At 63.2% G+C, this 21,520-nt stretch carries 19 protein-coding genes and 1 pseudogene; 8 read left to right on the top strand and 12 right to left on the bottom strand.

Annotated elements, in window-relative coordinates; translation table 11 throughout:
- Nucleotides 1–26: 26 nt before the first annotated feature.
- From pcaC to pcaR, 7 genes are all read right to left on the bottom strand, one after another.
- Nucleotides 27–419, bottom strand: a complete 393-nt coding sequence (gene pcaC, locus TZ03_RS13745; protein ID WP_012273983.1) for a 4-carboxymuconolactone decarboxylase — start codon at nt 417–419, stop codon at nt 27–29.
- Between the two features lie 10 nt (nt 420–429).
- Nucleotides 430–1,221 (bottom strand): 3-oxoadipate enol-lactonase, encoded by a 792-nt coding sequence (gene pcaD / locus TZ03_RS13750; RefSeq protein WP_051098397.1) that lies wholly within the window; start codon nt 1,219–1,221, stop codon nt 430–432.
- 11 nt (nt 1,222–1,232) lie between these two features.
- Nucleotides 1,233–2,585, bottom strand: a complete 1,353-nt coding sequence (locus TZ03_RS13755) for a 3-carboxy-cis,cis-muconate cycloisomerase (protein ID WP_051098399.1) — start codon at nt 2,583–2,585, stop codon at nt 1,233–1,235.
- Nucleotides 2,586–2,594: 9 nt separating this feature from the next.
- Nucleotides 2,595–3,884, bottom strand: a complete 1,290-nt coding sequence (locus TZ03_RS13760; RefSeq protein WP_051098401.1) for an MFS family transporter — start codon at nt 3,882–3,884, stop codon at nt 2,595–2,597.
- A gap of 185 nt (nt 3,885–4,069) precedes the next feature.
- Nucleotides 4,070–5,275 (bottom strand): 3-oxoadipyl-CoA thiolase, encoded by a 1,206-nt coding sequence (gene pcaF, locus TZ03_RS13765; RefSeq protein WP_177328465.1) that lies wholly within the window; start codon nt 5,273–5,275, stop codon nt 4,070–4,072.
- Nucleotides 5,276–5,617: 342 nt separating this feature from the next.
- A complete protein-coding gene (locus TZ03_RS13770) occupies nt 5,618–6,964 on the bottom strand; it encodes an MFS transporter (protein ID WP_051098405.1) in 1,347 nt (448 codons plus the stop codon).
- Between the two features lie 431 nt (nt 6,965–7,395).
- Nucleotides 7,396–8,271: a pca regulon transcriptional regulator PcaR gene (pcaR, locus tag TZ03_RS13775; RefSeq protein ID WP_051098407.1), complete on the bottom strand. Its 876-nt coding sequence runs from the start codon at nt 8,269–8,271 to the stop codon at nt 7,396–7,398.
- A gap of 490 nt (nt 8,272–8,761) precedes the next feature.
- On the opposite strand from pcaR, the gene TZ03_RS13780 reads away from it, so the two are divergent.
- Together TZ03_RS13780 and TZ03_RS13785 are read left to right on the top strand one after the other, a co-directional pair.
- Nucleotides 8,762–8,962, top strand: a complete 201-nt coding sequence (locus TZ03_RS13780; RefSeq protein WP_051098410.1) for a hypothetical protein — start codon at nt 8,762–8,764, stop codon at nt 8,960–8,962.
- Nucleotides 8,963–9,272: 310 nt separating this feature from the next.
- Entirely contained in the window at nt 9,273–10,745 is a 1,473-nt protein-coding gene (locus tag TZ03_RS13785) for an inorganic phosphate transporter (protein ID WP_051098412.1), read from the top strand.
- A gap of 333 nt (nt 10,746–11,078) precedes the next feature.
- On the opposite strand, the gene TZ03_RS13790 is transcribed toward TZ03_RS13785, so the two are convergent.
- The gene (locus TZ03_RS13790; RefSeq protein ID WP_051098414.1) at nt 11,079–12,554 is read right to left on the bottom strand and encodes a helicase HerA-like domain-containing protein; all 1,476 of its coding nucleotides are present in this window, start codon (nt 12,552–12,554) and stop codon (nt 11,079–11,081) included.
- Between the two features lie 169 nt (nt 12,555–12,723).
- Between TZ03_RS13790 and TZ03_RS31995 the strand changes: the two are divergent.
- The 5 genes and pseudogenes from TZ03_RS31995 to TZ03_RS13810 all read left to right on the top strand — a co-directional run.
- Nucleotides 12,724–13,740, top strand: a pseudogene (locus tag TZ03_RS31995) (cache domain-containing protein); the annotation flags it as partial.
- A gap of 93 nt (nt 13,741–13,833) precedes the next feature.
- Nucleotides 13,834–14,598 (top strand): methyl-accepting chemotaxis protein, encoded by a 765-nt coding sequence (locus tag TZ03_RS32000; RefSeq protein ID WP_372340008.1) that lies wholly within the window; start codon nt 13,834–13,836, stop codon nt 14,596–14,598.
- A 227-nt stretch (nt 14,599–14,825) separates the two neighbouring features.
- Complete coding sequence (locus TZ03_RS13800) at nt 14,826–15,947, top strand: glycosyltransferase family 4 protein (RefSeq protein ID WP_051098418.1); 1,122 nt, start codon at nt 14,826–14,828, stop codon at nt 15,945–15,947.
- Nucleotides 15,940–16,704 (top strand): DUF2334 domain-containing protein, encoded by a 765-nt coding sequence (locus TZ03_RS13805; RefSeq protein ID WP_051098421.1) that lies wholly within the window; start codon nt 15,940–15,942, stop codon nt 16,702–16,704. The genes TZ03_RS13800 and TZ03_RS13805 overlap by 8 nt, the downstream gene beginning before the upstream one ends.
- Complete coding sequence (locus TZ03_RS13810) at nt 16,701–17,693, top strand: lysylphosphatidylglycerol synthase transmembrane domain-containing protein (protein ID WP_051098428.1); 993 nt, start codon at nt 16,701–16,703, stop codon at nt 17,691–17,693. The genes TZ03_RS13805 and TZ03_RS13810 overlap by 4 nt, the downstream gene beginning before the upstream one ends.
- Here TZ03_RS13810 and TZ03_RS31535 read toward each other — a convergent pair.
- Both TZ03_RS31535 and purU read right to left on the bottom strand, forming a co-directional pair.
- A complete protein-coding gene (locus TZ03_RS31535) occupies nt 17,599–17,832 on the bottom strand; it encodes a hypothetical protein (RefSeq protein ID WP_082056628.1) in 234 nt (77 codons plus the stop codon). The genes TZ03_RS13810 and TZ03_RS31535 overlap by 95 nt on opposite strands.
- 149 nt (nt 17,833–17,981) lie before the next feature.
- The gene (gene purU, locus TZ03_RS13815; protein ID WP_051098430.1) at nt 17,982–18,833 is read right to left on the bottom strand and encodes a formyltetrahydrofolate deformylase; all 852 of its coding nucleotides are present in this window, start codon (nt 18,831–18,833) and stop codon (nt 17,982–17,984) included.
- Between the two features lie 283 nt (nt 18,834–19,116).
- On the opposite strand from purU, the gene mvaT reads away from it, so the two are divergent.
- Nucleotides 19,117–19,494, top strand: coding sequence for a histone-like nucleoid-structuring protein MvaT (gene mvaT, locus TZ03_RS13820; protein ID WP_051098432.1), 378 nt, complete (start codon nt 19,117–19,119; stop codon nt 19,492–19,494).
- Nucleotides 19,495–19,566: 72 nt separating this feature from the next.
- Here mvaT and sbcB read toward each other — a convergent pair whose 3' ends face one another.
- Both sbcB and TZ03_RS13830 read right to left on the bottom strand, forming a co-directional pair.
- Entirely contained in the window at nt 19,567–21,000 is a 1,434-nt protein-coding gene (sbcB, locus tag TZ03_RS13825; RefSeq protein WP_051098434.1) for an exodeoxyribonuclease I, read from the bottom strand.
- Nucleotides 21,001–21,064: 64 nt separating this feature from the next.
- Complete coding sequence (locus TZ03_RS13830) at nt 21,065–21,424, bottom strand: PilZ domain-containing protein (RefSeq protein ID WP_051098435.1); 360 nt, start codon at nt 21,422–21,424, stop codon at nt 21,065–21,067.
- Nucleotides 21,425–21,520 lie beyond the last annotated feature (96 nt).

The following is a 21,520-nucleotide window of genomic DNA, read 5'->3' on the forward strand; positions in this document are numbered from 1 at the left end:
CGATCTCTGTGGGAGCGGCGTCACAATCAGCTACGCGACTCGACGCCTAGCTCATCCCACACCGATTCAGCCATGTGGAAAGTGGCATTGGCCGCCGGGATGCCGCAGTAGATCGCGCTCTGCATCAGCACTTCCTTGATCTCGTCACGGGTCACGCCGTTGTTGGCCGCCGCACGCAGGTGCAGCTTGAGTTCATCATTACGGTTCATGCCGATCAGCATGGCGATGGTGATCAGGCTGCGGGTATGGCGTGGCAAGCCCGGGCGGGTCCAGATGTCACCCCAGGCATGGCGGGTGATCATTTCCTGGAACTCGCCGTTGAAGTCGTTGAGCTTTTCCAGGCTGCGGTCCACGTGGGCATCGCCAAGCACTGCGCGGCGCACTTGCATGCCGGCGTCGTAACGTTGTTTCTCGTCCATGGCGGTGTCCTCAGTGAGCCAGCAGGAAGTCGAGCACGCGGCGGCTGAATGCCTCGCCGATCTCGACGTTGGACAGGTGCGCCGCCGGGAAGTCGACGTACTCGGCACCCGCGATACCGGCCTGCATGAAGCGACCATGCTCCGGGGTGGTCACCACGTCTTCGGTACCGGCCACGATCAGCGCCGGTACCTGGATGCGGCCCAGTTGCTCGCGGTAGTCGGCATCGCGCACCGCCGCACAGTTGCCGGCATAACCTTGCGGGCTGGTTTGCGCCAGCATTTGGCAGATGCGCTGGGCCTGTTCTGCCTGGGCCTGGGCGAAGCCCGGAGTGAACCAACGAGCGATGGAGGCATCGCGCAGGTCGACCATGGCCTGCTGGCCACCCTTGAGCACGGTGTCGATACGAGTGTTCCACACCTCGTCGTTGGCGATCTTGGCGGCGGTGTTGCACAGGGTCAGGCTGTGCAGGCGCTCGCCAGCGTTGATGCCCAGCCACTGGCCGATCAGGCCCCCCATCGACAGGCCGACGAAGTGCGCCTTGTGGATATCCAGGCCGTCGAGCAGGGCCAGCACATCACGGCCTAGTTGTTCGATGTTGTAAGGGCCCTCGCTGACCAGCGATGCACCGTGACCACGGGTGTCGTAGCGCAGCACGCGAAAGTGCTGGCTCCACAGCGGAATCTGGGTGTCCCACATGCCCAGGTCGGTACCCAGCGAGTTGGACAGGAGCAGCACCGGGGCGTTTTCCGGGCCATCAATTCGGTAGTTCAAAACGCCATCGGCCAGTTGCAAGTGCGCCACAGCGGTCTCCTTCAGGCAGTGAAACGTTGATGTTCGGACACGGCGCGCGCCACCCAGACGCGGGCCTGGCCCAGGTAATGGGCAGGGTCGAGCAAGCGGTCGAGTTCTTCGGCGGACAGTTCGGCACTGACCTGCGGGTCGTCACCCAGCACCGCGCGCAAGTGGCGCTGCTCGGCCACGGCACGTTGGCAGCACTGCTCCAGCAAGTGATGGGCACGGTCACGGCCCAGGCGCTGGGCGAGGACGATGCTCACCGCTTCGGCCAGCACCAGGCCCTGGGTCAGGTCGAGGTTACGGCGCATGCGCGCGGCATCCACCTCCATGCCCTCGGCAATTACCTGGGCCTGACGCAGCGCGCCGGAGACCAGGCAGCAGATATCCGGCAGGGTTTCCCATTCGGCATGCCACAGGCCGAGGCTGCGCTCGTGCTCCTGGGGCATGGCGGCGAACAGCGTCGAGAGCAGGCCCGGTACACGGGTCGCGGCACCGATCAGCACCGCAGCGCCCACCGGGTTGCGCTTGTGCGGCATGGTCGAAGAGCCCCCCTTGCCCGGTGCGGAAGGCTCGAACAGCTCGCCGGCCTCGGTCTGCATCAACAGGATGACATCACGGCCGAACTTGCCCAGGCTGCCAGCCACCAGCCCTAACACCGAGGCGAACTCCACCAGGCGGTCGCGCTGGGTGTGCCAGGGTTGCTCGGGCAGGCTCAGCTCGAGCTGTTGGGCCAGGGCCTCGGCCACCGGCATCGCCTTGCTGCCCAGCGCGGCCAGGCTGCCGGAGGCACCGCCGAACTGCAGCACCAACAGGCGCGGGCGCAGTTCCTGCAAGCGCTGGCGGTGGCGGGTCAAGGCCCCCAGCACACCGGCCAGTTTCATGCCCAGGGTCACAGGGGTGGCATGCTGCAGCCAGGTGCGGCCCACCAGCGGCGTATCGGCATGCTGCAAAGCCTGGCGCGACAAGGTATCGGCCAGTTTGCCGAGGTCGGCTTCGATCAAGTCGAGGGCATCGCGCAACTGCAGGACCAGGCCAGTGTCCATCGCGTCCTGGCTGGTGGCCCCCAGGTGCACGTAGCGCTCGGCTTCAGGTACACCGCTGGCGATCACCTTGCCCAACGCCTTCACCAGCGGAATAGCCGAATTGCCAGCGGTGGCGATGGCATCGGCCAGTGCAGCAACATCGTAGCGCTCGGCATGGCACGCGGCCTCGATAGCCGCTACCGCACTGTGCGGGACCAACCCGGCGGCGGCCTCGGCACGGGCCAGCGCTGCTTCGAAATCGAGCATGCCCTGCAGGCGGCCACGGTCGGAGAAGATCTCGCGCATGGCCGGCGCGGTGAAGTAGGCGTCGAACAGTTGGTTGGTCATGCCACGTCCTTAGTTATCGTGGTGCAGGTACGCCGCCTGCTTCGGCAGGCGCAGGCTGAACAGGAAGGCGATCGCCATCATGGCCGTCACGTACCAGTAGAAAGTGTTTTCCATGCCCATGGTCTTCAGGCCCAGGGCCACGTACTCGGCCGAACCGCCGAATGCCGCGTTGGCCACCGCATAGGCCAGGCCCACACCCAGCGCACGCACCTGCGGCGGGAACATCTCGGCCTTCACCAGGCCGCTGATCGAGGTGTAGAAACTGACGATACACAAGGCCAGGGTAATCAGCACGAAGGCCATGAACGGGCTGCTCACGGTTTTCAGCGCCATCAGCAGCGGCACGGTGAACAGCGTACCCAGGGCACCGAACAGCAGCATCGAATTACGCCGGCCGATACGGTCGGACAGCATGCCGAAGAACGGCTGCAGCACCATGAACAGGAACAGCGCGCCGGTCATCACGTAGCTGGCGTTTTTCGCGGTCATGCCGGCGGTGTTGACCAGGTACTTCTGCATGTAGGTGGTGAAGGTGTAGAAGATCAGCGAACCGCCAGCGGTGTAGCCGAGCACGGTGATGAAAGCCGCCGCATGGTTGCCGAACAGGCCCTTGATGGAGCCGGCGTCCTTGTCCTTGCGGGTTTCGGCGCTGCTGGTCTCGTGCAGCGAGCGGCGCAGCATCAGCGAGATCAGCGCGGCGATGGCACCGACCACGAACGGAATGCGCCAGCCCCAGGCCCGCAGCTCGTCTTCGCTCAGCAGTTGCTGCAGGACCACCACCACCAGCACCGCCAGCAACTGGCCGCCGATCAGGGTGACGTACTGGAACGAAGCGAAGAAGCCGCGCTGGCCGCGCAGGGCCACTTCACTCATGTAGGTGGCAGTGGTGCCGTACTCGCCGCCTACCGACAGGCCCTGGATCAGGCGGGCCAGCAACAGCAGCGCCGGGGCCCAGGTACCGATGCTGGCGTAGGTGGGCAGGCTGGCGATCATCAGGGAGCCGAAGCACATCATCAGCACCGAGATCATCAGGGAATTCTTGCGACCATGACGGTCAGCGAGGCGGCCGAAAATCCAGCCACCGATGGGGCGCATCAAAAAGCCTGCGGCAAACACACCCGCCGTGTTCAGCAGTTGCACGGTGGGGTCGTCGGAGGGGAAGAAGGCCGGGGCGAAGTAGATCGCGCAGAAGGCGTAGACGTAGAAGTCGAACCATTCCACCAGGTTGCCTGAAGAGGCACCAACGATAGCGAAGATGCGTTTGCTGCGTTCTTCGCCGGTGTAATAGGCTGAGGTCATGGTGAGTTTACTCCTGGAGGGTCACAGGTAATTCTAGACACACCTAGTAACACACTCGTTCCGCTTTGGGTCTGGCAATTGGCCTTGAGTCGAACATACCGGCCTCTTCGCGGGCAAGCCCGCTCCCACAGGGGATGCGTGGCCCCCCGTAGGAGCGGGCTTGCCCGCGAAAAGGCCTGTACAGGTCAAACCCGTTCGATGGCCAACGCCAAACCTTGACCTACGCCCACACACATGGTCGCCAGGCCTTTACGCCCACCGCTCTTCTCCAGCTGGTGCAGCGCCGTCAGCACCAGGCGCGCCCCGCTCATGCCCAGCGGGTGGCCCAGGGCGATCGCGCCGCCATTGGGGTTCACCTGCGGCGCATCGTCGGCCACACCCAGCTCACGCAACACCGCCAGGCCCTGGCTGGCAAAGGCTTCGTTGAGCTCGATCACATCGAAATCATTCACCGCCACACCCAGGCGCTCGGTCAGCTTGCGTACCGCCGGTACCGGGCCGATGCCCATTACCCGCGGAGCGACGCCGGCGCTGGCCATGCCCAGAACGCGAGCCCGTGGGGTCAGGCCGTGCTTCTTCACTGCTTCGGCCGAAGCCAGGATCAGCGCCGCGGCACCGTCGTTCACCCCCGAGGCGTTGCCCGCGGTGACGGTTTTGTCCGGGCCGTTGACCGGCTTGAGCTTGGTCAAGGCTTCCAGCGTGGTTTCCGGACGCAGGTGCTCGTCGCGCTCGACCACGATTTCGCCCTTCTTGTGCGCAATACGCACCGGCACGATCTCTTCGGCGAAGAAGCCAGCCGCCTGGGCGGCAGCGGCCTTCTGCTGGCTGCGCAGGGCGAAGGCATCCTGGTCAGCGCGCGAAACCTGGTAGTCGTCGGCGACGTTGTCGGCGGTTTCCGGCATGGAGTCGACGCCGTACTGGCTCTTCATCAGCGGGTTGATGAAGCGCCAGCCGATGGTGGTGTCTTCAAGCTTCATGTTGCGCGAGTAACCGCTCTCGGCCTTGCCCATGACGAACGGGGCACGCGACATCGACTCGACGCCACCGGCAATCGCCAGCTCCATTTCGCCGCTGGCGATGGCGCGGAACGCGGTGCCGATGGCATCCATGCCCGACGCGCACAGGCGGTTCAGGGTAACGCCCGGGATGCTCTCCGGCAGGCCGGCCAGCAACAGCGCCATGCGCGCCACGTTGCGGTTGTCTTCACCGGCCTGGTTGGCGCAGCCGAAGAACACTTCGTCGACTTGATCCCACTGCACCGACGGGTTGCGCTCGATCAGCGCCTTCAGCGGCACGGCGGCCAGGTCGTCGGCCCGCACACCAGCCAGGGCGCCGCCGAAGCGGCCGATCGGGGTGCGGATGGCGTCACAGATGAATACGTCGCGCATCAGGCTTCTCCTGCTACTTGGCGGTGGGTGAAGCCTTCGAGGACGACGCTCTCGCCATCCAGGATGAACTGCTTCACGGCTTCGTGAAGCGGAAGAATTGCAGCCATTTGGAGACTCCTGGTCAGGGTGCTTCGGTAAGCTCAGATTAAGGAGAGTGGTGGGCGCCCACAATCCGATAATCGACTATTTGTGCGATTATCGAACCAATTATTGTATTCCTACCTATCTCCCCTCGTTGCCTGTACCAGCCCCTCGCCGGCAAGCCAGCTCCCACAGGTACAGCGCACAGGTTGAATCTGGCGCGGTTCCTGTGGGAGCTGGCTGGCCGGCGATGAGGCCTTTGCGTCAGGTGGCATCAGCGTGGCTAACCAACCCTTTCACGATCACACCCGCTGTCGCCAGCCCCGCCGGCACCAGCAACGCCGTCAACACCTGCTCGAAATTCCAGCCCAGCCCCAGCAACGTCGCCCCGCTCCAGGCCCCGAGAATCGCACCAAAGCGGCCGATACCCAGCATCCACGATACCCCTGTAGCGCGGCCCTGGGTCGGGTAGAACCGCGCCGCCAGCGACGGCATCGCCGATTGCGCGCCGTTCACGCACATGCCCGCAACCAGCACCAGCGTGGCCAACACGGTGATGTTGCCCAGGCTCTGCCCCACGGCGTAGGCGAACACCCCGGCCAGCAGGTAGAAAATGCCGATCACTTTGTGCGGATTGAAGCGGTCCATGGCCCAGCCCACGCCAACCGCACTGAGCACACCACCGAACTGGAACAGCGCGCCGATGAAAGCAGCCTGTTCCATGCTCGCGCCACTGTCACGCATCAGGGTTGGTAGCCAACTGGTCAGCAGGTAGACGATCACCAGGCCCATGAAGTAGGTCAGCCACAGGAGCAAGGTGCCCGCCCCATAAGTACCGGAAAAGATCACTGCAAACACGTTGCGCGCGGCCACGGCCTTCTGCTCCGGCACGCTGAAGCTGCCCGCCTCGGCCACCACTTGCGGCGCGATGGGCGACAGGGTCTTGCGCACCTTGTCAGTGCCACGGTTGCGCACCACCAGGAATCGCGCCGACTCCGGCAGCCAGGCCATCAGCACCAGTGCCAGCAGCAGCGGCAGCACGCCGCCGATCACCAGCAGGCTGTGCCAGCCGTAGGCCGGAATCATCTTGGCGGAAATGAAACCACCACCGGCCATGCCCAGGTTGAAGCCGCAGAACATGCTGGTCACCAGCAGCGACTTGAGGCGCTCGGGGGTGTATTCGGACAGCAAGGTGGTGGCGTTGGGCATACCTGCGCCAAGGCCGAGCCCAGTCAGGAAGCGCAGCACCAGCAACTGCTCGACATTGGTGGCATAAGCCGAGGCCAGGCTGAAACCGCCGAACACCAGCACCGCGCCCACCAGCACGCCCTTGCGGCCAAAGCGGTCGGCCAGTGGCCCGGAGCCCAGGGCGCCGAACACCATGCCGATCAATGCGGCACTCATGACCGGGCCAAGGCTGGCCCGGTCGATCCCCCACTCCTGCGACAGGGCCGGGGCGATGAAGCCCATGGCGGCGGTGTCCAGGCCATCGAGGAAGACGATCAGGAAGCACAGCAGCACGACCCGCCACTGATAGCGGGACAGCGGCTGCTGATTGATGAATGACTGGACGTCGAGGCTTTGGCCGACGCTGGGTTGCGCTTGGTTCATTGTTGTTATCCAGATTAGAGGGCACAGTCAGGCCACTGCACGCGGGCAACCGGTACATGAGGCGATGATTGGGGAATATGGCTTGCGTCAGCCTGGATACAACGGCACTGCGTGCGGGTGCGGCCGCAGCAGCGAGGGGACAGTATGCATGGTAAGTGCCTCTTATGTTTTTCTTGTTCGGTCGGCACAGCCGACCGTTGCGAGAGACATTAATCAGCGGGCGGGGGTGAAGCAATTCGCCGGGAGCGACACTGTGCGTTTATCGCACAGGAATGGCTTTTGCCTGTTCTAAATTTGCAAGGGGGGCGCTGTGCGCCCCAATCGCCGGCAAGCCAGCTCCCACAGGTTTTCGCGCAATATTCAAGGGTTGCACCGTACCTGTGGGAGTTCGGCTTGCCGACGATTGGGCCGCAAAGCGGCCCCCAGCGGCCTCAACCAAACAACTGATGGCAAAGGTCCCGGCTGGCCGCCAGCAGAATCGGCAAGAACCGTTGCTCCAGCTCACTGCGCGTCACCCGCCCGACATGGGTACTCACGTTCAACGCCGCCAGCACCTGCCCCGAGGCGTCATACACCGGCACCGCAATCGAACGCAGCCCCTGTTCCAGCTCCTGGTCCACCACACACCAGCCCTGGGCACGCACCTGCTGGATACAGGCGAACAGCGACTCGGGGTCATGCAGGGTACGGCTGGTACGTGCCTTCAGGTCGGCACGTTCCAGGTATTCGCGCAGGCTGGTGTCGTCCATGGCCGCCAGCAGAATGCGCCCCATCGACGTGCAATAGGCCGGCAAGCGCCCGCCCACCGACAAGTCGACCGAAATCAGCCGCTCCACCGTGGCCGAACGGGCTATATAAAGAATGTCGTCACCTTCGAGGGTGGCCATGTTGGCCGCCTCGTGCAACTGGTCGCTGATGCGGTCCAGGTAAGGCTGGGCAGAAATCGCCAGCGGCGTCGACGACAGGTACGCATGCCCAAGCGTCAGCACTTTGGGCAACAGCGAATAGGTACGCCCGTCGGTGGTGGCGTAACCCAGCTTGATCAGGGTATGCAGGCAACGGCGCACCGCCGCCCGAGGAATCTCGGTGCGGTGGCTGATCTGGGCAATGGTCAGGTGGCGCTTGCGCTCCTGGAAAGCCTGGATCACCGCCAAGCCACGCGCCAGGGAAGTCATGAAGTCCGGGTCGCCGGTAAACGCCTGGATGCGCTTGGCCGGCGAGGCCACGATCGGCGGGGCCAGGGCTGCCGAGGCAGGCCGTGCCTGCTCTGGATTGACGGAATCGTTGGCCAGGGTTTCGTCACTCATCGCACACCTCAAAAAAAACGCCCATTCGTGCGATTATCGAACAAACGACCGATAATCGCAATTGACCGCTGACACTTTTGCTTATACCTTTCTCATGCCACTTGTGGCTTCTTTGGAGAGACTGGTCAGGTACCCACCGTAGAAGTCCCCAGGCAACGGCCTCGCCTTTTGGCGAGGCCGTTTTTCATTGCCCCCTCTGTCAGCGTTCTGCCACTGCCTTGCAGCGAACTTTCGGCGGTCGTGCCTTTCAAACTTGTACACAACGGCCAAGCTGTTCACGCACGCATCTCACTACTTGCGCAAATTGATGTCAGCGCTGAGTAAATAACGATGTTCGGCGAAATATCGGTTGCTATAATCGATCGCGCAGGCCTCGACGATGCCGTGGCAATGGAACTCTTCCGCTGTATCAAGCCGTTGCGGCCAGCAAGGCATGTGCATGCTGCACAACGCATAACAACACTCATCACACTTAATTCAGGTACTACATGTGACGAAAGATGAACTGCGCGCAGAACTCGAGCGCCAGGCTGAACGTTACAAGGATGTTTACGGTGGCGAAGTCACCACTTACGCCGCACAACCGGATCCGGAACGCAAGCCTTGGCGCAAACGTGCCAGCGTGCGTGACCAGGCCTTCAGCCAGGAACTGGAACGCATGGAAAAGGAACTGCGCAGCGACAACTCCTGACCAGGACCACGCCAGCGCGTCGTCGCCCGGCAAGCCCGGGCGCGGTCGATCTTTACCGTCAGGCCGATGATGAAATGGAATTACACAAATTTCATACGGTCGTTTGAACGGCAATTGGGCGATCATTTTTTCAGTTTTTTGCCGGTTTTCGCCAGCTTTTGCGCTTTTTAGCGGATATTTCCCTGCCCGTGCGCGCCGCCGTGTACAGCGCGCCCGCGCCAGGAAGATTGCCATCGGTCTATCGCAGGTGCATCGATTGCCAAGGTTTTCTGGCATAATCCCGCCCCCCTATGACCGCCAGACAACCTTCATGATCGATTTATTCAGCGGACTGGATGCCTGGGTATTGGTGAGCCTGCTGCTCGCCTTGACCTTCGTGCTCGCCTTCGAGTTCATCAATGGCTTTCATGACACCGCCAATGCGGTAGCTACCGTCATCTATACCAAAGCCATGCCGCCGCACCTCGCCGTGTTCTTCTCCGGCGTGTTCAACTTCCTTGGCGTTCTGCTCGGCGGTGTCGGGGTGGCCTATGCCATCGTGCATCTGCTGCCAGTAGAGCTGCTGATCAATGTGAACACCGGACACGGCCTGGCCATGGTCTTCTCGCTGCTGGCTGCCGCCATCACCTGGAACCTGGGCACCTGGTACTTCGGCATCCCCGCCTCCAGCTCGCATACACTGATCGGCTCCATCCTCGGCGTCGGCCTGGCCAATGCCCTGATCAACGGCATCCCGCTGGGCGACGGCGTCAACTGGCAGAAGGCAATCGACATCGCCATGTCTCTGGTGGTGTCGCCAATGGCCGGCTTCGCCGTGGCGGCGTTGGTGCTGATCGGCCTGAAGTGGTGGCGCCCGCTATCGAAAATGCACAAGACCCCAGACCAGCGCCGCAAGCTCGACGACAAGAAACACCCGCCGTTCTGGAACCGTCTGGTACTGGTGGTTTCGGCCATGGGTGTCAGCTTCGTGCACGGCTCCAACGACGGCCAGAAAGGCATAGGCCTGATCATGCTGGTACTGATCGGTATCGTCCCGGCCAAGTTCGTCCTCGACCTGAACAGCACCACCTACCAGATCGAGCGTACCCGCGACGCCACCCTGCACATGAGCCAGTTCTACCAGCGTAACGCCGCCACCCTGGGCGAGTTCCTGGCACTGGGCAAGGCCAAGTCCAGCGACCTGCCGGAGCAGTTCAGTTGCAACCCGCAACAGACCGAGCCAACCATCGCCGCGCTGCAGTCGTCGTTGCAGGGCGTGACTGACTACCGCGCCCTGGATGCCGATAAGCGCGTCGAAGTGCGCCGCTACCTGCTGTGCCTGGATGACACGGCGAAGAAGGTCGGCAAGCTGCCGGGCCTGGGTGCCCGTGAAAAGTCCGACCTGGAAAAACTGCGCAAGGACCTGACCGCCACCACCGAATATGCCCCGTTCTGGGTGATCGTGGCCGTCGCCCTGGCCTTGGGCCTGGGTACCATGGTCGGCTGGAAGCGCGTGGTGCTGACCGTTGGCGAGAAGATCGGCAAGCAGGGCATGACCTATGCCCAGGGCATGTCGGCGCAGATCACCGCAGCCTGCGCCATCGGCATGGCCAACGTGTTCGCCCTGCCGGTGTCGACCACCCACGTGTTGTCGTCCGGCGTGGCCGGCACCATGGTCGCCAACAAGAGCGGCCTGCAAGGCGGCACCGTGAAGACCATCCTGCTGGCCTGGGTGCTGACCCTGCCGGCCTCGATGGGCCTGGCAGCCGGCCTGTTCTGGCTGGCGTCCAAAGCCATTGGCTGAGTGACACCGCAATAGAAAAGGCGCCTTCGGGCGCCTTTTTCATACCGGAAACCGGACTCGCTTTTTGTAGGAGCTGGCTTGCCGGCGATCACCGGCGCAGCCGGTGCCATACACCGCGTCGCCTGCTTCGCGGGCTTGCCCGCTCCCACAGGAACCGCATAATGCCGGGGCTATGCGATCCCCGTGGGAGCGGCCTTGTGTCGCGATGGGCTGCGCAGCAGCCCCGGCAATTTGTGCTGGAGCCAAGATCCTGGGGCTGCTGCGCAGCCCATCGCGACACAAGGCCGCTCCTACAAGGTACAGCGCACGCCTGTGGGGGCCGGCACGGACGAACTACCTTTTCTTGCCCCCCAACAACGACCCCATCAACCCGCGCACCAGCTGCCGCCCCAACTGGTTGGCCGCCTGCCGCACCGCCGACTTGATCGCCTGCCCCGCCGCACTCTGCAAGAACTCGCCCGCCTTGTCGGCAAAGCTCTCTTCATCAGCCTTGGGCTGCGGTGCCGGCTCCAGCGGCTCGCCCTTGCGCTGAGTCAGCATTTCATAGGCCGACTCACGGTCCACCGGCTTGTCATAGCGCCCCGCCAGCGGCGAGGCAGCAATCAGTGCACTGCGCTCAGCCGCACTCAGCGGCCCAATACGCGACTGCGGCGGTGCAACCAGCACCCGCTGTACCATGGCCGGTGTGCCCTTCTCTTCCAGCGTGCCCACCAGCGCCTCACCGATACCCAGCTCGGTCAGCACCGCCAGGGTGTCGAACGACGGGTTGGGGCGGAAACCATCGGCCACCGCCCGCAGTGATTTCTGCTCCTTGGCGGTAAACGCCCGCAAGCCATGCTGAATGCGCAAGCCCAACTGCGCCAGCACCGCGTCCGGCAAGTCGCCAGGCGATTGGGTAACGAAATACACCCCCACGCCCTTGGAGCGAATCAACCGCACCACTTGCTCCAGGCGCTCCTGCAACGCCTTGGGTGTGCCGTTGAACAGCAGATGCGCTTCATCGAAGAACAGCGCCAGCACCGGTTTGTCGGCATCGCCGCGCTCTGGCAACTGCTCGAACAATTCGGCCAGCAGCCACAACAGGAAGGTCGCGTATACCTTGGGCGCTTCATGCACCAAGCGGCTGGCATCGAGCAGGTGGATACGCCCACGGCCATCCGGGTCCGGCCGCAGCAGGTCTTCGAGCTGCAATGCCGGCTCGCCGAACAATGCCTCGGCGCCCTGCTGCTCCAGGGTCGCCAGCCGGCGCAACAAGGCCTGGGTGGAGGCACTGGTCATCAGCGCGCTGTCTTCGCCCAGCAATTGCGGGTTGTCCTTCAGGTGCGCGAGCAGCGCCTTGAGGTCCTTGAGGTCCAGCAGCAGCAGGCCTTCGCGGTCGGCCACCTTGAACGCTGCGTACAGTGCCGCCTGCTGGCTGTCGGTCAACTCCAGCAAATTGCCCAATAGCAGCGGCCCCATTTCACTGAGGGTGGTGCGCAGCGGGTGGCCAGACTGCCCGGCAATGTCCCACAGGCTCACAGGGTAGGCCCGAGGGCTGTGCCCCAGCCAGGGCATGCCGGCGATGCGTTCGGCCACCTTGCCCTGGGGTGCACCGGCAGCGCCCAGGCCGCAAAGGTCGCCTTTGACATCGGCGGCGAACACGGCCACCCCTGCATCGCTGAACACTTCTGCCAGGTGCTGCAGGGTGACAGTCTTGCCAGTGCCCGTCGCGCCCGCCACCAGCCCGTGGCGGTTGGCCAGCCGCATCGCTTGCCCGACTGGCTGGCCATCCGGGCCAGCCCCTACAACGATGGTCGAAAATTCCGACATCTCTTTAATCCTCTGCTCAAGCTTTAGCGTAATTCGGCCGATACCTGTGGGTGATATTCGCTTTACATAGAGAGGAACAACCGAAAAGGGACTTTTCGGGATGTTGCACTGCCTGCGGCTCCACTCGTGCGAACGCCTGATATAAAACCTTAGCGGAACCGATTACGCCATGAACAAAAGCCTTCGTTTCAGCCACAAGATTCTTTTGGCAGCATCACTGATCGTGATACTCGCCTTCAGCCTGTTCACACTCTACAACGATTACCTCCAGCGTAATGCGATCCGCGAGGACCTGGAAAACTATCTGGCTGAAATGGGCGCATCCACTTCGACCAACATCCGCAACCTGTTCGAAGGCCGTATCAAACTGGTGGAAAACCTGGCGCAGAACATTGCCCTGGAGCCGGCCAACGCCGAAACCTTGATGGGCCAGAATGCACTGATTTCCAGTTTCCTCACCGTCTACCTGGGCAAGGTCGACGGCGGCTTCAGCGTGCGCCCGGACTCGAAAATGCCCGACGGCTACGACCCGCGCACCCGCCCCTGGTACAAGGACGGCATGAACGCTACCGGCGCGATCCTGACCGAGCCGTACATCGACATGACCACCAACAAGATGGTCATCGGCATCCTCAACAAGGTCTCCAGCAGTGTCGGCGTGGTAGGTGGCGACCTGGCCCTGGACGGCCTGGTACAGATCATCAATTCGCTGAACTTCGGCGGCATGGGCTACGCCTTCCTGGTCAACGACCAGGGCAAGATCCTGGTGCACCCGGACAAAGAGCTGGTGATGAAGTCGCTGTCGGACCTGTTCCCGCAGCACACGCCGAAACTGACCGGTGAGCTGACCGAAGTGCAAAGCGATGGCCAGGCCCGCCTGCTGACCTTCACCCCAATCACCGGCCTGCCGTCGGCCAACTGGTACATCGGCCTGTCGGTGGACAAGGACAAGGCATTCTCGATGCTCAGCACCTTCCGCACCTCGGCGGTGATCGCCACGCTGGTGGCGGTAGTGATCATCATCGGCCTGCTCGGCCTGCTGATCCGCGCGCTGATGCAGCCGCTGCACACCATGACCCGCGCCATGGAAGACATTGCCCAGGGTGAAGGTGACCTGACCAAGCGCCTGCGCATCCACAACCAGGATGAATTCGGCATCCTGGGTAACGCCTTCAACCATTTCGTCGAGCGTATCCACAGCTCGATCCGCGAAGTGTCCTCGGCCACCGAGCAAGTCAACGAAGTGGCGCTGCGGGTGATCAGCGCCTCGAACTCGTCGATGACCAACTCCGACGAGCAGTCCAACCGTACCAACAGCGTCGCCGCCGCCATCAACGAACTGGGCGCCGCCGCCCAGGAGATTGCCGGCAACGCCGCCCAGGCCTCGCAGCATGCCAGCTCGGCGCGCCTGCTGGCCGAAGAAGGGCAGCAGGTGGTGGAACGCAACATTGCGGCGATGAACCGCCTGTCCGACCTGATCGTCACCTCCAGCGCGCACATCGAGACGCTGAACAACAAGACCGTCAACATCGGCCAGATCCTCGAGGTGATCACCAGCATTTCCCAGCAAACCAACCTGCTGGCACTGAACGCCGCCATCGAAGCGGCCCGTGCGGGTGAAGCCGGGCGCGGTTTTGCCGTCGTCGCCGATGAGGTGCGTAACCTGGCACACCGCACCCAGGAGTCGGCGCAACAGGTGCAGACCATGATCGAAGAGCTGCAGGTCGGCGCCCGCGAGTCGGTCGAGACCATGGACCAGAGCCAGCGCCACAGCCAGGACAGCGTGCAGATCGCCAACCAGGCCGGTGAACGGCTGGACAGCGTCACCGTACGCATCGGCGAGATCGACGGCATGAACCAGTCGGTGGCCACCGCCACCGAAGAGCAGACCGCCGTGGTCGAGGCGATCAACATGGACATCAACGAGATCAACATGCTCAACCAGGAAGGCGTGGAAAACCTGCAGGCCACCCTGCGCGCCTGCTCGGACCTGGAGCAGCAAGCCGGCCGCCTGAAGCACCTGGTGGGCAGCTTCCGCATCTAATCACAGACCGCGTCGCCTGCTTCGCGGGCACGCCCGCTCCCACTGGGACCGCACAAGCCTGAAGGTTTGCGCCCTACCTGTGGGAGCGGGCAAGCCCGCGAAGAAGTCCACACCGCCCCCCGCCCAACCCCGATCGAACAAACTATCCTTCTGATAGGTCAACCTTTAGGCGCGTCATCGCCGGCCCGTTACCGCCGGATGACAGACCCGAAGACGATCCCGGAGGGATGCTGATCGTGCACATCGCCGACATCACCATGTTCTACGCCCCGGCCAGCGGCGGCGTACGTACCTATCTTGATGCCAAACACCACCGCCTCGATGCCATCCACGGCGTACGCCACAGCCTGCTGATCCCCGGCGCCAGCGCACAACACGCCGATGGTATCTACCAGGTGCCCGCACCGCCCCTGCCGTTCGGCAACGGTTACCGCTTCCCGGTACGCCTGGCCCCCTGGTGCAACGTGCTGCGCACGCTCAAGCCTGACCTGATCGAAGTCGGCGACCCCTACCTGACCGCCTGGGCTGCGCTGGAGGCCCGACGCCAGCTCGACGTGCCAGTGATCGGCTTCTACCACTCCGACCTGCCGTTGCTGGTCAGCAACCGCATGGGCAACTGGTTCACACCCAATGTCGAGGCCTATGTCAGCAAACTGTACGGCAATTTCGACCGGGTCCTGGCCCCCAGCCAGGTGATGGCCGACAAGCTGCGCCGCCTGGGGGTACGCGACGTGCATGTGCAGCGCCTGGGCGTGGACCTGGCCACCTTCAACCCCGAACATCGCGACCCGCACCTGCGGGCCGAACTGGGCATTGCCGACACCAGTCGCCTGCTGATCTACGCGGGCCGCGGCTCACGAGAAAAAAACCTGCCGGTGCTGCTCGACTGCATGCAGCGCCTGGGCCGCCCCTACCACTTGTTGCTGGTGGGCTCGAACATGCCAGCCAACGTGCCGCACAACGTCAGCGTAATCGATCACTTCTGCCCTGCGCCGGAGGTCGCCCGGCTGATGGCCAGCGCCGACCTGCTGGTACACGCAGGCGACCAGGAAACCTTCGGCCTGGTGATTCTCGAAGCGATGGCCAGCGCCACACCGGTGGTGGCAGTGCGCGCCGGCGCTTTCGGCGAAATCGTCAACGAGCAGTGCGGGCACCTGTGCCGCCCGAATGACGGCCAGGCCATGGCGATGGCTGTGCGCGAGGTGTTCGAGGCGGGCGTGCGCAAACTCGGCGCGCAGGCCCGTCGCCATGCAGAGCAGCATTATTCGTGGGACAACGTAGTAGCCGGCTTGCTCCAGCACTACCAGGCCGTACTCGGCCACCAACCACAGGTACGCGCCCATGGCTGAGCCACTGCCAGCATCGCGCAGCCTGATGCTGGTGCTGCACGATGTCGCGCCCGAGACCTGGCCAGACTACCAACCCTTCGTCCAGGCCATCGATGCCATGGGCGGCATCCCCATGACCTGGCTGGTGGTGCCGGACTTTCACCAGCGCAACCCGCTGCAGCGCTCGCCCACCTTCTGCCGCCTGCTGGAGCGGCGCCTGGCCCAGGGCGACGAGCTGGCCCTGCATGGTTTCTACCATGCCGACGACGGCCCGCCACCGCGCACGCCCGGCGAATACTTCATGCGCCGCATCTATACCCACGAAGGCGAGTTCTACGCCCTCGACCAGCACCAGGCCCTGCAGCGCCTGGAGCACGGCCTGGCCCTGTTCGACCGCCAAGGCTGGCCGGTGGCCGGCTTCGTCGCACCCGCCTGGCTGATGAGCGAGGGCACCCGCCAGGCCCTGCGCAGCCTGCCCCTGCGTTATACCAGCACGCCGCAGCACCTGTACCGCTTGCCGGAGTTCACCGCGATCGAGGCCCCGGGGCTGGTGTGGAGCGCCCGCAGCGCCTGGCGCCGCGGGCTTTCCAGGGTGCTGTGCGACTGGCAATGCCGACGCTGGCGCGACGCCGAGGCCCTGCGCCTGGGCCTGCACCCGGTGGACATGCGCCATCGCGCGTCCCGCGACTATTGGTTGAACACCTTGCGCAGCCTGCTGGCCCAGGGCCGCGAGCCACTGACCAAGTCGGCCTGGCTGGACCGCAAGGCCAGCGCATGAACCGCCTTGCCTGGCTGGGCCTGGCACTGCTCGGTGCCGTACTGGTGCCGGCGTTGCTCGGTGGCGGCGAACTGCTGCCGAGGCTGCAGCGCTTCGAGCCCAGCCTGATGCTGACACTGCTAGGCATGATCCTGCTGTGCTGGGTCATCAACGCCATTCGCCTGCGCCTGCTGCTCGGCCAGCAAGGTGCACGGCTTGGGCACCTGCGCAGCCTGGGGGTGGTGATGGCTACCGAGTTCGCCATCTGCACCACCCCCGGCGGCAGCGGCGGGCCGTTGACCCTGATGGCCCTGCTGGCGCGCGACCGTATCGGCCCGGCACGCAGCGGCGCCGTGTTCGCCATGGACCAACTGAACGATCTGGTGTTCTTCTTCTGCGCGATGCTGGCGATTGCCGGTTACGCGTTGTTCCACAGCCTGGGGCGTAGTCAGGAAAGCATGTTGCTGGGCAGTGCGTTGCTGCTGTGCACGGCACTGGCCGGGGTAACCGGGCTGCTGCGCTACCGGCGCACGGTAATGCGCGTGAACGGCAGGCTGCTGCAGCGCCTGGGCATGAGCCAGCAACGTAAACGCCGCTGGGCGCGCAAACTGCTGCACTTCATCGACGCATTGGCGCAGACCTGGCGCTTGCCCAAACGCACGCTAAGCCTGGTGTTCACCCTGACCTGCGTGCACTGGGGCCTGCGCTATAGCGTGCTGTACCTGGTATTGAGAGGGCTGGGGGTGGACCTGGCGTGGATCCCCAGCTTCCTGGTACAGATGCTGTCACTCAGTGCCGGCCAGTTCAGCCTGCTGCCCGGCGGTGCCGGTGCCGCCGAGCTGACATCGGCCAGCCTGCTGACACCACTGGTGGGCAGTTCGACAGCAGCGGCAGCGATCCTGATATGGCGGGCGGTCACTTACTACTTTTATCTGCTGGCGGGTGGGCCGGTGTTCGTGTGCCTGTTGGCGCGGCCGTTGCTGGAGCGCTGGCGGCGTCAGGCGGGTTGAGCTGCTGCCACAGCTCGGCAGCGCCAGGGAAATCGGTGCCGTCGGTGTCGGCCAAGGCTTCGGGGTCGTAGCGGGCCAGGCAGCCTTCGCCGAGGGTGGGTGGGGGTGAGGCGGTGGGCTGGTTGCGCTGCTTGGCCATCGGTTTATCCCTCAAGATTGCCGGGGGCGCTTTGCGCCCCTATCGCCGGCAAGCCAGCTCCCACAGAAACTGCGCAAAGCTTGAGATCTGCGCGGTACTTGTGGGAGCTGGCTTGCCGGCGATGGGCTGCAAAGCAGCCCCCTACGCCATCAATCGAACACCACAGTCTTGTTGCCATGCACCAGCACCCGGTCTTCCAGGTGATAACGCAAGCCACGGGCCAGCACCATCTTTTCCACATCCCGGCCAAAGCGGACCATGTCCTCGATGCTGTCGGCATGGCTGACACGCACCACGTCCTGCTCGATGATCGGGCCTGCATCCAGCTCTTCGGTGACATAGTGGCAAGTCGCGCCAATCAGCTTCACACCGCGCAGGGCAGCCTGGTGATAAGGCTTGGCACCGACGAACGATGGCAGGAAGCTGTGGTGGATGTTGATCACCTTTTCAGCGTAGTCCTGGCACAGCTGCGGCGGCAGGATCTGCATGTAGCGGGCCAGCACCACCACGTCAGCAGCATGCTCCTGGACCAGGCGCGACACTTCGGCAAAGGCCGGTGCCTTGTCCTTGGGGTCGACCGGCACATGGAAGAACGGAATGCCGTGCCACTCGACCATGCTGCGCAGGTCGTTGTGGTTGGAGACCACGCATGGGATCTCGCAGTCCAGTTCGTCGGTGTGCCAGCGGTGCAGCAGGTCGGCCAGGCAGTGCGACTCGCGGCTGGCCATCAGCACCACACGCTTTTTCTGTGCCGAGTCGGTGATGCGCCAGGTCATGGAGAACTCTTCGGCGATCGGCGCAAACGCCTCACGGAAGGCCTCGATACCGAACGGCAGCGATTCGGCGCGGATTTCATGGCGCATGAAGAACCAGCCACTCTGCTCGTCGGAGTGGTGGCTGGCTTCGTTGATCCAGCCGTTGTACAAGGCCAGGAAATTACTGACTTTCGCCACGATGCCTACACGGTCGGGGCAGGCGATCACCAGACGATAGGTGCGCATGAATGAGACTCCAGAACTTCGCAAAGGCGCTCATTCTAGCGGCCCGCCAGGAAAAACGCAGTATTGATCGCACCGACGATGACGTGTGTACGTCTGCATACGCACCGCGCGCATTGTCTGACAGACATGACGAAATGCAGGGCGTTATGTAAATTTTTGTTCACGCAGAGAAATGTTGTCACAGCTTAATTAACAGTTAATTGCCCATTCATATGTTTACTTGCGAGAGTCGCCTGTCTATTATTGCCCCACACATTTCTGAACACGCATTAAGGAACACTCCATGTCCCTGATCAACGAATACCGCGCCACCGAAGAGGCCATCAAAGAACTTCAAGCTCGCCTGGCCAACCTGTCGCAGGATGACAAGCTGAAGCAAGAACTGGAGTTCGAAGGCAAACTGCGCGCTCTGATGGGCGAGTATTCCAAATCGCTGCGCGACGTGATTGCCCTGCTCGACCCAGAGTCGAAACTGAGCAAGGCACCTCGTGGTGCGGTCAAGACTACCGCCACCAAGCGCGCACGCAAGGTCAAGCAATACAAGAACCCGCACAACGGTGAAGTGATCGAAACCAAAGGCGGCAACCACAAGACCCTGAAAGAGTGGAAATCCAAGTGGGGTGGTGATGTGGTTGAAAGCTGGGCGACCCTGCTGGACTGATTGTCCACACACGCCTTTTGCTTATCGCAACAAAAACGCCGGCACATTGCCGGCGTTTTTGTTTGTGCGCGCTCAACCAATTGCAAATTGTGCCTGCAATTGCCGGGCATGCACCTGCCAGGCCTCCAGCACACGCCGGCCGGCCTCGTCGGTAGCCTGCCAGGCCTGCTGCCGCGCCTGTTCGAAGTCGCCCAGCGTGTTCGGTGCGCCCCACTGCGGGTCGCTCAGGCGCTGCTGGCAGAAGCCATACCAGCGTTGCCGCTCTTCGCTATTCAAGGTCTCGGGGAAGTTGCGCGCCCGATAGCGGAACAACAGTTCGGGCAAACGCGGGTCATCGAACATCCAGTGCCCATGGCCCAACTGCGCCGGTTCCAGCGTGCGAACTTGCTCGCACAAGCGGCGGTCACGATCACCCAGAAAACCGTCATACAACTGCTGTTCCGGATCTTCACTCGGTGTGAAGTCTTCCTTGCCGTAGATGTGTTCCAGTTTTTCTTGCCATTGCGCCTGTTGATTGGCCAACTGCTCGCCACGCGATTGTAACAACGTCAAGTCCAGGCCCAACCGTTGTTGATCGACCGGGCGCAATACCGACAACGGCGCCAGTACCGGGCAGCGATTGATCTGCACCAGTTTGAGCGGGACAGGTAATTCACCTTCGGCCAATTCTTCATGGCGGGTATACAAACGCTGACGTAAAACTTCAGCACTTTCCCACAGCAAGGGTAGGGTTTCCTGATGCAAGTCACAGACAATCAGTGCATTGCGGTTACGCGGATGCCAGGCCAGCGGCAGCACCACCCCGAGGTAATTACGCGCGGCCGAAAAGCGCCCGGATATATGCACCAGCGGCTGCAATAAACGGATCTGCTCCATCACTTTATGCTTGCTGCGCAACTGGAACAGCCAGTCATACAATTTGGGCTGTTTCTGCCGGATCAGACGGGCCAGGGCGATGGTCGCCCGCACGTCGGAAAGCGCCTCGTGGGCATGGCCATGGTCAATGCCATTGGCCTGGCTGAGCAGTTCCAGGCGCAGGCTGGTGCGCCCGTCCTGTTGCGGCCATTGAATGCCGTCGGGGCGCAATGCATAGGCCGTGCGCACGATGTCGATCAGGTCCCAGCGGCTGTTGCCGCCCTGCCATTCACGGGCATAGGGGTCGAAAAAGTTGCGGTACAGGCTGTAGCGGGTCACTTCATCGTCGAAACGCAGAGTGTTGTAGCCAGCACCACAGGTGCCCGGGCGGGCCAGTTGCGCATGTACCCGGGTCATGAACTCGGCTTCGCACAGCCCCTGCTCGGCCAGCAGTTGCGGGGTGATGCCGGTTACCAGGCAAGCGGCCGGGTGCGGCAGGATGTCGTCGGAGGGCCGGCAATAAAGGCTGATCGGCTCGTCGATCTCGTTGAGGTCGAAGTCGGTGCGCACGCCGGCCACCTGCAGTGGCCGGTCACAGCGCGGGTTGATGCCGGTGGTTTCGTAGTCGTGCCAGAAAATGCTGGAGGTCACGGGGTCGTCCTGTATCGAGGTCGACCCGATTCTAGCGCGATTTCAGCGAGCCAAGGCGCGGAGCCTAGACGGGAGCGTTGGCGGGGCGGAAACTGAAATAGTCACGCAACGAACGGACGAATTCGTCGTACTCGCGGGGGGCCTGCAACAGCATGAAGCCCGAATCGTAGTGCCCGGGCGTCTGGTCCTCGCTGCACCACAGGCAACTGGCGGTCAGGTTGACGAACTGGTGCCCGCCGCCGACCAGCGGCAAGCGCAATTGCAGCTCGTAGTCGGGCCCGACCAGCACAGGGAGCTGGCTGATCAGCATCAGCCCGTCTTCGGAGGCATTGCCCAACTGGCCGATGGCCTGACCGGTAAAGCGGTTGAACACCTTGAGGACACAAGGCAGCTGATGACGTTCGATGTGGCGCTTGTTGAACATGATCGCAGTGCAGTCCGTACCCGGTGCCAGGAATACGTGGAACTGGCGGTTGTTGTAACAACTGAGTTACAGATTAGCGCAGCAGACGCTGCATAT

The organism is Pseudomonas sp. 10-1B (assembly GCF_000935045.1).
Classification (GTDB): domain Bacteria; phylum Pseudomonadota; class Gammaproteobacteria; order Pseudomonadales; family Pseudomonadaceae; genus Aquipseudomonas.

Excerpts from the sequence above, each read along its gene's own strand:
- TZ03_RS13755 (WP_051098399.1), bottom strand. The coding sequence starts at position 2,585 with ATGACCAACCAACTGTTCGACGCCTACTTCACCGCGCCGGCCATGCGC.
- TZ03_RS13785 (WP_051098412.1), top strand. The coding sequence starts at position 9,273 with ATGATCGATTTATTCAGCGGACTGGATGCCTGGGTATTGGTGAGCCTG.
- TZ03_RS13810 (WP_051098428.1), top strand. The coding sequence starts at position 16,701 with ATGAACCGCCTTGCCTGGCTGGGCCTGGCACTGCTCGGTGCCGTACTG.
- purU (WP_051098430.1), bottom strand. The coding sequence starts at position 18,833 with ATGCGCACCTATCGTCTGGTGATCGCCTGCCCCGACCGTGTAGGCATC.
- TZ03_RS13760 (WP_051098401.1), bottom strand. The coding sequence starts at position 3,884 with ATGACCTCAGCCTATTACACCGGCGAAGAACGCAGCAAACGCATCTTC.
- TZ03_RS13770 (WP_051098405.1), bottom strand. The coding sequence starts at position 6,964 with ATGAACCAAGCGCAACCCAGCGTCGGCCAAAGCCTCGACGTCCAGTCA.
- mvaT (WP_051098432.1), top strand. The coding sequence starts at position 19,117 with ATGTCCCTGATCAACGAATACCGCGCCACCGAAGAGGCCATCAAAGAA.
- TZ03_RS13805 (WP_051098421.1), top strand. The coding sequence starts at position 15,940 with ATGGCTGAGCCACTGCCAGCATCGCGCAGCCTGATGCTGGTGCTGCAC.
- TZ03_RS13790 (WP_051098414.1), bottom strand. The coding sequence starts at position 12,554 with ATGTCGGAATTTTCGACCATCGTTGTAGGGGCTGGCCCGGATGGCCAG.
- TZ03_RS32000 (WP_372340008.1), top strand. The coding sequence starts at position 13,834 with ATGACCAACTCCGACGAGCAGTCCAACCGTACCAACAGCGTCGCCGCC.
- pcaR (WP_051098407.1), bottom strand. The coding sequence starts at position 8,271 with ATGAGTGACGAAACCCTGGCCAACGATTCCGTCAATCCAGAGCAGGCA.
- TZ03_RS31535 (WP_082056628.1), bottom strand. The coding sequence starts at position 17,832 with ATGGCCAAGCAGCGCAACCAGCCCACCGCCTCACCCCCACCCACCCTC.
- pcaC (WP_012273983.1), bottom strand. The coding sequence starts at position 419 with ATGGACGAGAAACAACGTTACGACGCCGGCATGCAAGTGCGCCGCGCA.
- TZ03_RS13800 (WP_051098418.1), top strand. The coding sequence starts at position 14,826 with ATGCTGATCGTGCACATCGCCGACATCACCATGTTCTACGCCCCGGCC.
- TZ03_RS13830 (WP_051098435.1), bottom strand. The coding sequence starts at position 21,424 with ATGTTCAACAAGCGCCACATCGAACGTCATCAGCTGCCTTGTGTCCTC.